Source organism: Tenacibaculum aquaeponti, assembly GCF_057221555.1.
Genome location: NZ_CM170147.1, coordinates 2,405,370 through 2,417,793, shown reverse-complemented (window position 1 = coordinate 2,417,793; position 12,424 = coordinate 2,405,370). Strand labels below are relative to the sequence as shown.

General features: G+C 30.3%; 6 protein-coding genes. All 6 read left to right on the top strand.

The features are described 5' to 3' along the window. Positions 1-137: 137 nt before the first annotated feature. On the top strand, positions 138-1,133 hold the full coding sequence (locus AC2TEO_RS10815) for an alpha/beta hydrolase (protein ID WP_442264834.1): 996 nt from the start codon (positions 138-140) through the stop codon (positions 1,131-1,133). Positions 1,134-1,298: 165 nt separating this feature from the next. Then, the gene (locus tag AC2TEO_RS10810; protein WP_442264833.1) at positions 1,299-1,862 is read left to right on the top strand and encodes a hypothetical protein; all 564 of its coding nucleotides are present in this window, start codon (positions 1,299-1,301) and stop codon (positions 1,860-1,862) included. Positions 1,863-1,953: 91 nt separating this feature from the next. Continuing rightward, the gene (locus AC2TEO_RS10805) at positions 1,954-2,559 is read left to right on the top strand and encodes a methyltransferase domain-containing protein (RefSeq protein ID WP_442264832.1); all 606 of its coding nucleotides are present in this window, start codon (positions 1,954-1,956) and stop codon (positions 2,557-2,559) included. A 1,987-nt stretch (positions 2,560-4,546) separates the two neighbouring features. After that, positions 4,547-7,465, top strand: a complete 2,919-nt coding sequence (locus tag AC2TEO_RS10800) for an RNA-directed DNA polymerase (protein ID WP_442264831.1) — start codon at positions 4,547-4,549, stop codon at positions 7,463-7,465. Positions 7,466-7,528: 63 nt separating this feature from the next. Beyond that, positions 7,529-10,930 (top strand): transcription-repair coupling factor, encoded by a 3,402-nt coding sequence (gene mfd, locus AC2TEO_RS10795; RefSeq protein WP_442264830.1) that lies wholly within the window; start codon positions 7,529-7,531, stop codon positions 10,928-10,930. Between the two features lie 158 nt (positions 10,931-11,088). Next, on the top strand, positions 11,089-12,420 hold the full coding sequence (locus tag AC2TEO_RS10790) for a TlpA family protein disulfide reductase (RefSeq protein WP_442264829.1): 1,332 nt from the start codon (positions 11,089-11,091) through the stop codon (positions 12,418-12,420). Positions 12,421-12,424: the final 4 nt, after the last annotated feature.

Below are 12,424 nucleotides of genomic sequence, written 5' to 3'. Positions count from 1 at the left end.
TCCTACATCTTTTTAGATAAAAAAATCGATAAAAAGTCACTCTTTATAGCCCAAGAAATTTTATATATTGAAGAGAAATAATTTAAAATTAAACTATTAGCAATAATTTTTGTCATATAAATAAAAATATACGAATCATGAAGTATACAATTTATACCCTATTGTTTTCTATTTTATTAATGTCTTGTAGTGAAGAAAATAATGAAGAAACTCCTGAAATAAATGAAGAAACACCAATAGTTACAACAGATGCTGTTTATGAAGTTTTAGTTACGCGTGATATAGTATATGCAGAAGGATTAAGTCATGAAACCATAAATAGTACAAATTACACTATAAAACAACTAAAATTAGATGTTTACATTCCTAATAATACAAATGATAATAGACCAGCAGTTTTGTTAATACATGGTGGTGGTTTTATATCTGGATCTAAAGATGTTCCACAAATAACAAATTTAGCAAACTATTTTGCTTCGAGAGGTTGGGTTGCATTTTCTATAAACTACAGATTACAAGGTGATTTAGGAACAATTCCAACTGCTTGGATTCCTTTTGCTCAGAATAGTTTAGAACCTTCTCAAATAGATCAATTTTATGCAATTTATCCTGCAAGTAGAGATGCTAAAGCAGCTTTACGTTGGCTACATTCAAATGCTTCAAATTATAAAATAAATACGGATTATATTACTGTTGGCGGAGGTTCTGCAGGAGCAATAACAGCAACAATGTTAGGTGTTACCGCAGCAGAAGATTATACAGAAGAAATTTCTATGACTTTAGATCCTACATTGGCAACAACCAATTTAGAACAATCGACAAAAGTTCATACAGTTTTAGATTTCTGGGGAAGCGGTATTTCTGTAAAAATTATTAATGATTTGTATGGTAAAGAACGCTTTAATGCTTCAAATGCACCAATAATTATAATGCATGGAACAGAGGATCCTACAGTATTATTTAGCGAAGGTGAAGCTTTAAGAGATAATTATATTGCTACAGGAGTTAACCATGCTTTTTATCCTTTAGAAGGAAAAGGTCATGGTCCATGGAACGCAACTGTTAATGGTAAAAGATTAGAGGATTTGTGTTTCGATTTTATGGTAGAACAACAAAAGCTTAATGTACAATAAAAATTAATTTATGTAAAATCGATTAAAAATTTCAAAAGAAAACTTCATTAAGTTGTTAAGTTAACTTTAAGAATATTATACAATTATCACCATTTTAAAACCTTGTTTTTCCGATGATGATTTTGGGTAAATTCGTTTCGAATTAACCTTTTAATCTTCATAAAAATGAAAATTTTTAAATTATTTTTTGTTGCTGTGGCATTGGTAGTATTTAATAACTGTCAAAATGATGACACTGTAGCAACAGAAACTGTACCAACTAGCAACCTAAACCAACAATTTGTTAAGGTAATCGATGTTTCTAACACTCCAGATATTCAAGAAATAGTAAAAGAATTACAATCGGGAACAAAACAAAATAAAGCCATTGTTTCTCAAAGAATTGTAAACTGTACTTTAGATAGCGATATCGGTTGTGGAAGTGAAACAGCTTTAGAAATTGAAGAATATGTAAATACTTCAAATTGTATTAATTTTACACAAGGAACTTTAATTTTCCCTCCACAAGCACAACAATTTACTTTCGATTATTCATATTATATCGATGGAGATTCTGATATTAATTTAGATAGATATCAATACCAATTTGATGCTCATATTGCAGAAATCGAGCGTCAAATCAAGCCATTAAAAATCGCTTTTATTCAAGCTGATGCACAAAACGGATGTTTCAACGAAAGAGGTTGGAATGTAGACCAAGTTGTGTATACTGTAATTTTAGGAAACTAATATCAAAAATTAGGAATTAAATAGTTATTGTGTAGTACCGGTAGTGAAAGCTATCGGTATTTTTGTATTTTTAAGTAAAACAAAAAACAATTTGAGTACAACAAAAGATTATTGGTCGCAACGCTACATTGAAGAAAGAACTGGTTGGGATTTAGGCGCAGCTTCCCTCCCATTACAAACGTATTTCGATCAATTAATCAACAAAGATTTACGGATTCTAATTCCTGGAGCAGGAAACTCTTACGAAGCAGAATATTTATATAAAAACGGATTTTCAAATGTTGAGGTTTTAGATATTGCTAACGAACCTTTACAAGCATTTGCAGAACGAAATCCTGATTTCCCTAAAAATCAACTTTTAGAAGCCGATTTTTTCGAGATTGAAGGTCAATATGACTTAATTATTGAGCAAACATTTTTTTGTTCTTTTCCTCCACTTCCAGAAACTCGAAAAGCTTATGCAAAAAAGATGTACGAGTTATTAAAACCAAACGGGAAATTAGTTGGCTTATGGTTTGATATTCCATTAACTGGAGATCTAGAAAAGCGTCCATTTGGCGGTGATAAAGAAGAATATTTGAGTTATTTCTCTGAATATTTTGAAGTCCTATCTTTTGAAAAAAGTTACAATTCCGTTCCAGCCAGAAAAGACATTGAACTTTTTGGAATATTCAAATCAAAATGTCAGTTCGAGTGACGATCTTGGGGAGTTGTATCGAGAACTATTTTCGACTTTAAAGTAAAATTTCTATACAATTTAAAAAACGCATTAAGTAAAAGTAAAGTATGACGTTTACCGTGGAACATCACGTTCCCGTCAAGCTGAATTTATTTCAGCTTCTCATACTGCTGAGATTAGGTTTAAATTTTAGTTGATTTAAAAATTATAATTCATTCTTTTTTCCATTGATGAAAAAAGAAATCGACTTTAGGAGATTCATGAAGACTTAAACCAATAAAAAATGACTGAACTAAACAAAAAAATCTAGTCTTCACAGCTTTTCACACATAAAACTCACATCCTCGAAACGAAATGAAAAGAACTCGCTATCGCTCAAACAGCTTTTCATTTTGTTCGTTTCTTGCGGTGGATTTTATGGTTCAATCTCTGTATGACGTTTACCGTGGAACAATTTCGTTCGTCAAGCTGAATTCATTTCAGCTTCTCATAGTGTTGAATTCACTTGTACTTCTCTTGATGAGATTCCGAAACAAGTTCGGAATGACTTCTGTTTTGAAACAATTTTATCAACGAAGTTCGCTAATAGTTTCGCAGAGTTTCATAAGTGTTAACGAAGTTCGTTGATAGCTTTGTAGAGTTTTGAAATCCCTAGCGAATGTCGCTTATAACTTCGTAATATTTCAGAGTTAACAGCGAGTATCGCTGATAATTTTGTAGTATTTTGAAACAATCATTAAACTCTCTTAACACTTTTTTCTTTTCATAACGTTTAAAATACAAGTGTTTACTGTGTAACAATTTCGTTCTCGTCAAGCTGAATTTATTTCAGCTTCCTGTAACGTTGTTTTTTAAGCTTTATATAACTTCGACCTCAGAGAATCAACGTAAAGAAAATAGAGAATAAATTCGTTAAGAAATAAAATCTGTTTGAGGTAAAGCCGAGTTATTTTATTTTAGAATTCATTCGAAGATTTTTAGTTGATGATCTGAAGTCTTGACTTTTGTGAAGCCTGTCTTGAGCGAAAGTCGAAAGGTTTTGTCAAGAAAAAGAAAGGAAATAATAACAAATATATTTATCGATTAAGAAACATTATACCTTTCATTCTTTTTTCCATTGATGAAAAAAGAAATCGACTTTAGGAGATTCATGAAGACTTAAACCAATAAAAAATGACTGAACTAAACAAAAAAATCTAGTCTTCATAGCTTTTCACACATAAAACTCACATCCTCGAAACGAAATGAAAAGAACTCGCTATCGCTCAAACAGCTTTTCATTTTGCTCGTTTCTTTCGGTGGATTTTATGGCTTAATCTCTGTATGACGTTTATCGTGGAACATCACATTCGCCAAGTTAAATTCATTTCAGCTTCCTGTAACGTTGTTTTTTAAACTTTATTGAATTCTGACCTCAGAGAATCAACGTAAAGAAAATAGAGAATAAATTCGTTAAGAAATAAAATTTGTTTGAGGCAACGCCGAGTTATTTTATTTTAGAATTAGTTCGAAGATTTTTAGTTGATGATCTGAAGTCTTGATTTTTGGTTCTTTGTATCAAGACAAAGAATGATAAATACATGTATCGAGTAAGACACAATTGTATAACTCATTTTTTCTATTCACGACTTTTAAAATACAAGTGTTTATCTTGGAACATCACATTCGTCAAGCTGAATTTACTTGTGCTGAATTTATTTCAGTATTTCAGCTTCTCATCATGGTTAGATTATAATAATCTGATTTCTAATGGTTAAAAACAAAATTACACTAATAAAACATTGATCATTGTTTACTGACAACAGATCACTGACCAAAAAAAGGGTGTTTTTCCCCTATGTTACAGGTAAACAACCCTAAATAATTTTATTTTCTTTAGCAACCGAAAGAAGATAAAGTAATAGAATAATCCTCCTATTCCTTCATTTTTATTAAATCTATTTTGATGACTCTATAGCTTTAAGAAATTCACAGATCTTAAAGCTAATTTATATATAATAATATAATGAATAATTTCGAATTAATTAGAGATTTAGAATATGCTTACAGAAAGCTAAAATCTTATATTTATCACGAGAACTTTTCGCTGGATTTGAGAATGAAAATTTCTGAATTTGAAAGAGATAGGGATGTAGATGAAAAATTTAGATTGCTTGCAAAAAAAATAAGTAATTATATAAATAACAAAGAACTATGCGACTTATTTTCAGAAATAACTTATTCCGTTTTTCCAAAAAGAATTGAAAAGAATACTATTTCTGAAAATAGTTCATTTTACTTCTCTAACTCAAACATTCAAGATTCCTATCAAGTTACAAAAATAACTCCCTTTATAAATTGTCCAGTTGAAATTCATGTTATTTCTGTACTTTGGATTATGAAGATCGGTAAAAACCTTGACTTTCATTTATCTAAGAACTGTTATGGAAATATTTTACAAAGAGACGAAGAGCAAGTATTCGATAATAATTCTATTCACTTATTTGAAAAGTACTTTAATAAGTATAATGAATGGAGAGATAATGCGATAAAAAAAGCTAAAGAAATCCATAATCAGAAAAATGATGTTGCAATACTTAATTTAGACATTAAAGAATATTATAATTCTGTTGATTTAGAAAAAAAAGAAATTATAAAATATGTACCTGAAGATTACAAATGGTTAAATGATTTTTTATTTGAAGTTCATGAAGAATACAGAAAAATAATTAATAAACAAGGAATTTTAAATACCTCGAAAAATATTTTGCCAATAGGTTTACTCTCTTCTAGTATTCTTTCAAATTTTTATTTAATTGATTTAGATAAAAGAATTGAAAATAATATAAAGCCTGAGTATTATGGAAGATATGTTGATGATATTCTTTTAGTTATTTCAAATCCACAAATTTCTAAAGATGATAAAGATCCCGTTTCCGTTTTTTTAGACAAATATTTAATTAATCAAGATTGCTGGAATGAAAACTTGAGAATCGTAAGAAACATTGATAATCAAAATGATTACAATATTGAAATAAAAGGGAATACATTAATTTTTCAGGATGAAAAGGTAAAATTATATCATTTATTTGAAGGTGAATCAATAGAGATTTTAAACAAGTTTGAAAAGGAGATTAAGAAAAACAGTAGTGAATTTAGATTACAACCTGAAGCAAAACAAATTTTTGAAACTTTCAATTCAGAATCATATGAGTTAATATATTCAGATACGGTAAATAAAATAAGATCTATCGATGGAATTAAAACCAATAAACTTGGAGCTTCAAAGCATCTAAGAAAGTTAATATCTGCAACTCAATATTCAAAAAAACTAGATAAAGAAGAACTCGATAATATTTCGTCAAAGATTCTTGATTATTTTTCTGGTGTTAGAAGTTTAGAATTAAATTTATTATGGGAAAAAGTGATTACTTTCTTTGTAATTAATAAAGCTGAAAATCATTTAATTGATTTTATAAAAGCTCAATCATTAATAATTTCGAGTATTGAGATATCGAATTCACTTTCAAGTGAAATTGAAAATGTGAAAAAGTCAATAATTGAAACTTTAAAAAATCACTTACATTATTCTATTTCAATGTCTGCAACTTTGAATAGAAAGTTTTTTAAGGAGAAGGTTATTAAACAGTTTTTATTCAGTAAAACTGAAAATGACATCAATAAATATTTAAAAAAAATTAATAATGATGCTCATTCTTTAATTGAAGCTAATATGTTCAGGCAGAACTATTCTTTTTTCCCTTTATTGAATTACTGTAAACAATCTGATGACTTTTCATATACAAATCAAGTTGTAGAAAAAAACACTAAATTTAAGATTGATCCCTTCAAAATAAAGTATTCGCCGAGATTTATACACTATCACGAAATAGTTTATTTCCATTATTTAAAGAGGTGGAATTTTGAAAAATTTGATAGAGCATTTAATCCAGAAAAGAAAGCATTAGAAGAGTATTTGAAATTTAATAAATTGGACGAAAATAAAGGATATGGAAACGTGTATCCTAGAAACTTTAAAGCAGTTAAGTCAAATTTAATCAAAAGTGTTGTTATTTCGGATAAACCAAAAAGTGATAAATTAAAAATAGCTATTGCGAACATTAAAGTTAATTCAAAGAATTCAATTTCTTCAATGCTTGGTAAACCAAATTTATCGTTTAATAGATTAAATGAATTGAATGTTATTTTGAACCAAGCACTAAAGAATAAATGTGAACTTATAATTTTTCCAGAAATATGTTTACCCTATCAGTGGGTTTCTATTTTAACAAATTTTTCTAGATTAAATAGCATTGGTATTATTGCAGGTGTTGAGCATTTTACGAAGAATAATAGAGTTTATAATTATATCTTAACTACTCTTCCCTTTAAATTTAAAGGATATAAAAACCTGTATATAGATTTTAGATTAAAAAAAGATTATTCTCCTGATGAAGTTAATCAAATTATTGGACGTAAAGATTATTCATTACCTTTAAAAGCAGAGTTTTCAAGTGATAAATTACGTTTATACTTGTGGAAAGGTTTGATGTTTAGTTCATTTAATTGCTTTGAATTATGTGATATTGAAAAAAGAAGTCTTTTTAGAGGAAATGTAGATTTTCTTGTTGCCATCGAACATAATAGAGATTTAACGTATTTTTCAAATATTGTAGAAAGTGTTTCTAGAGATATCCATGCCTATATAATACAAGTTAATACTTCTCAGTATGGCGATTCTAGAATAAATCAACCTTCTAAATCTTATCTTCGAGATATTGCTAAAATTAAGGGAGGTGAAAATGTTTCTATTCTAACAGCTTTTATTGATATTGAAAAATTGAGGGTTTTTCAGTCTTTTAATAATATTCTTCAAGAAAAGAATAATCATTTTAAACCAACTCCACCAAATTATGAGATGAATAAGTATCGTAATAAAAGTTAGTTTTTAATATTGTTTTTTTAGAATATTGATCTATCCCCGTATCTTTGCTCAAAATTTTTACCGTTGAGTAAGCAAACCATTGTAAACTACTACCAAAATGCTACAAAGGTAGCTTTGGTACAACAGGCCTTACAACAAGAAAAAAACCACTTTCAATTATCGAATTTGGTCGGTTCTTCGTTGTCTTTTGTGATATCCGAAACTTTTAAAACTGCCGATAAACCTTTTCTATTTATTTGTAACGATAAAGAAGAAGCGGCATACTATTTAAACGATTTGGAGCAATTACTGGGAGAAAAAAACGTACTGTTTTATCCTGGTTCGTATCGTCGTCCGTATCAAATTGAAGAAACCGACAACGCCAATGTATTGTTAAGATCGGAAGTGCTGAACCGTATCAATTCACGAAAAAAACCAGCGATAATTGTTACCTATCCTACTGCGCTATTCGAAAAAGTAGTAACGAAGAAAGAACTGGAAAAAAACACACTCAAGGTAAATCAAGGTGAAAATTTATCTCTCGATTTTATCAACGAAGTATTATTCGAATACAATTTCAATCGAGTTGATTTTGTTACCGAACCTGGAGAGTTTTCAGTACGTGGAGGAATTGTAGATGTGTTTTCATTCTCAAACGACGAACCGTATCGAATCGAATTTTTTGGTGATGAAGTAGACAGCATCCGAACTTTTGATGTAGAAACACAATTGTCGAAAGAAAAACTCACCAAGGTGAGTATTATGCCAAATGTAGAAAACAAGGCATTACAAGAATCGCGAGAAAGCTTTTTAAAATATATTTCGGCAAAAACGGTATTGCTGATTAAAAATCAGGATTTACTTACCGGAAATCTCGATAAATTTTTCCGCAAAGCGGAAGTAGAATTTGAAAAACTGTCGGAAGACATTAAACATTCAAAACCATCAGAATTGTTCTGCGACGGAACATTGATTAAAAATCAATTGCAAGATTTTACTGTGGCTTATTTGGACAAGCGTCATGCTGAACTTGTTTCAGCATCTCATCCAGATAAAAGCGCTGCTCACTCAGGTGAGACCCTGAAACAAGTTCAGGGTGACGGTAAGATTTCATTCTCAGTCCGTTCACAACCATCGTTTAATAAGCAGTTCGATTTATTAATCGAAGATTTAAATGTTCATCATTCCAAAGGATATACTAACTATATTTTCTGTGCCAATGAAAAACAAGCACAGCGTTTTCATGATATTTTTGAAGATGCCGATGTTGAGGTACATTACGAAACCGTAGTTTTTCCGATTTATCAAGGATTTATCGATGAAGATCAGAAAATAGTTTGCTATACCGATCATCAAATTTTTGAACGTTACCATAAGTTCCGACTGAAAAATGGCTACGCCAAAAAACAATCGATTACGCTAAAAGAATTAACCAATTTAGAAAAAGGTGATTATGTAACACATATCGATCACGGAGTTGGAAAATTCGCAGGATTACAAAAAATCGATGTTGAAGGAAAGAAACAAGAAGCGATTAAATTAATTTATGGCGATCGCGATATTTTGTATGTGAGTATTCACTCGCTACACAAGATTTCTAAATTCAATGGAAAAGATGGAAAACCACCAAAGATTTTTAAACTAGGATCGAATGCGTGGAAGAAAATCAAGCAAAAAACGAAAACTCGAGTTAAAGAAATTGCCTTTAACTTAATCAAACTTTATGCAAAGCGTAAATTAGAAAAAGGACACGCTTTTGGTCCAGATACGCACATGCAACATGAGTTAGAAGCGAGTTTCTTATATGAAGATACGCCAGATCAGTTTTCTGCAACTCAAGATGTAAAAACCGATATGGAAAAAGATCAACCAATGGATCGTTTAGTTTGTGGTGATGTTGGTTTCGGAAAAACAGAAGTTGCGATTCGTGCCGCTTTTAAAGCTGTAGACAACGGAAAGCAAGTTGCGGTATTAGTACCCACTACAATTTTAGCATTTCAGCATTTTAAGACGTTTTCTGAGCGTTTAAAACAATTTCCTGTACAAATAGATTACTTAAACCGTTTTCGTACCGCAAAACATAAAAAAGGCGTTTTAGAAGGTGTTGCCGATGGTTCTATAGATATAGTCATTGGAACACATCAATTAACGAACAAAAATGTACAGTTTAAAGATTTAGGTTTATTAATTATTGATGAAGAACAGAAATTCGGAGTTGCAGCAAAAGATAAATTAAAAACCATTAAGGAAAATGTAGATACATTAACTTTAACAGCAACGCCAATTCCGCGTACGTTACAATTTAGTTTAATGGCAGCGCGTGATTTATCAGTCATAAAAACACCACCACCAAACCGTCATCCAGTAGAAACCAATGTGGTTCGTTTGTCGGAAGAAACTATGCGTGACGCGATTTCCTATGAAATTTCACGAGGAGGTCAAGTATTTTTTATTCATAATAGAATCGAGAATATTAAAGAAGTTGCCGGAATGTTACAACGTTTGGTTCCTTCAGCAAAAATTGGAATCGGACACGGACAAATGGAAGGGAAAAAGCTAGAGGAATTAATGTTGGCTTTTATGAATGGAGAGTTCGATGTTTTAGTGTCAACGACAATTATTGAAAGTGGATTAGATGTACCAAATGCCAACACGATTTTTATTAATAATGCCAATAACTTCGGATTGTCAGATTTACACCAAATGCGTGGTCGTGTAGGACGTTCTAACAAAAAAGCATTCTGTTATTTTATCACGCCACCTTATCATATGATGACGGAAGAAGCGCGTAAACGTATTCAGGCTTTAGAAATGTTTTCTGAATTAGGAAGCGGATTGAATATTGCCATGAAAGATTTAGAAATTCGTGGAGCTGGAGATTTATTAGGAGGAGAACAAAGTGGATTTATTAACGATATTGGTTTCGATACCTATCAGAAAATTCTGAAGGAAGCGATTGAAGAACTGAAGGAAAATGAATTTAAAGATTTATATCCTGTTGATGAAAATGCTGGTCCGAAAGAATATGTAAAAGAAGTTCAAATTGATACTGATTTTGAGATTTTATTCCCAGATGATTATGTGAATTCTATTACAGAACGTTTGAATTTATACAAACAATTAGGCGAATTAGAATCAGAAGAAGAACTACAAGTTTTTGAAACCAATTTAATCGACCGATTTGGTGAATATCCAACTCAGGTTCAAGATTTACTAGATTCTGTTCGTATCAAATGGTTAGCAAAATCATTAGGATTAGAGAAAATCATTCTAAAACAAAAACGTATGATTGGGTATTTTGTATCTGATCAGCAAAGTGATTTCTATCAAACAGAAGCATTTACCAAAATGCTGAAGTATGTACAGCACAATTCTAAAAGCTGTGTGATGAAAGAAAAGCAAACCAAAAATGGTTTACGATTGTTAATCACATTTATTAAGATTGATACAGTTAAAAAAGCTTTAGAAACATTGCAAAAAGTGTAATATATAAAATAGGTGTCTGAGGTACTCGAAGGCGCCTGTTTTTTATTCCTTAATATGGCGAAAAACATAGTCGAATACAGCCTTAAAATCCGTTATAAATACCTGAAAAAAAGAATATGTACATTTGTCGTCAAATTCAAAAAGAAAAAAGGAAAAGAATGAAAAAAACGATAACAATTTTAAGCTTAGCATTTTGTACGACATCAATATTTGGACAATCCATTTATGGTACGGCAAAAAACTCATCGCAAGATGTAACCTTTTCATTAAGAAACATTCATAAGAAAATGGTGAAGGAAATACCAATTCAAGGAACAAAGTTTAATACTGGAGATCTTGGAGGAATTGAGGGCTATTTTCTACTTAGAAAAAACAGTAATTCAACTTACATCTATTTAAAGCCAGAATTTAATTTAGAGGTACATTTTGATGCTAAAGATTTTAATAAAACGATAAGTTTTTCTGGTAAAGGAGCAGAGGTAAATAATTATTTGTTAGCAAAAAAGAAGTTGTTAAAAGAACGTTGGAAAGATGCTGATAGCTTTTATAACGGAAGTGAAAATGAGTATTTATCTAAAATTAGAGGGATTCATAAAGAGCTAAAAGGATTATTAAATAAAGTAGATGATGAGAGTTTTAGAAAACACGAATTGGTAGACTTACAGTTCAATTATTTAAATGATGTTTTTTACTATCCACACGCAATAAAATATCGTACAGGAAAAGAACCAAAGTTAAATGCTGATTTCTTTAGAGAGTTAAAAGATGTGTATTACGACGACGCAAAATTGTATAGTATTTATCCGTCTTACAAGAATTTAGCATCTAGTAAATGGAAGAAAGAATTAAAAAAAGCGACGAGTTTTAAGGAAATGGAAACTTCGTTCAGAAAAATTAAAACCAATCAAATTTTTGTTGATGTAATTGTAGATGCGTTATATCGAATTTCAGACACACCAGAAAAGTCGAAGTTTTACTATGAGTTGATTAGAAAATACGTTCCTAATCAAGAATTTGTCAGCAAAGCAAGAAAAAAATACAATAAGGTAAAATCTACAGCAATTGGTAAAAAAGCACCTGGATTTACTTTTGAAGATAAAGACGGAAACAAAGTATCTTTAAAAGATTTTAAAGGGAAATATGTGTTTATTGATATTTGGGCAACTTGGTGTACGCCATGTTTAAAGGAAGTACCACATTTAAAAAAAATGGCCACACAATATCAAGATAAAAACATCGTTTTTGTAGGAATTTCAGTAGATGAAAAGACAGAATACGACCTTTGGAAAAAGATGTTAAATGAAAAGGAATTAAATGGAGTGCAGTTGTTTTCAGATAACGCTTTCAACTCTGAGTTTGTGAGTGATTTTGGTGTAAGTTCGATTCCTCGTTTTATTTTAATTTCTCCTGAAGGAAAAATCGTAGAAAGTCATTTAAGCAAACCATCTCAAGAAAAAACAAAGCAGCTTTTAAACAAGCTTTTAAAATAATAGA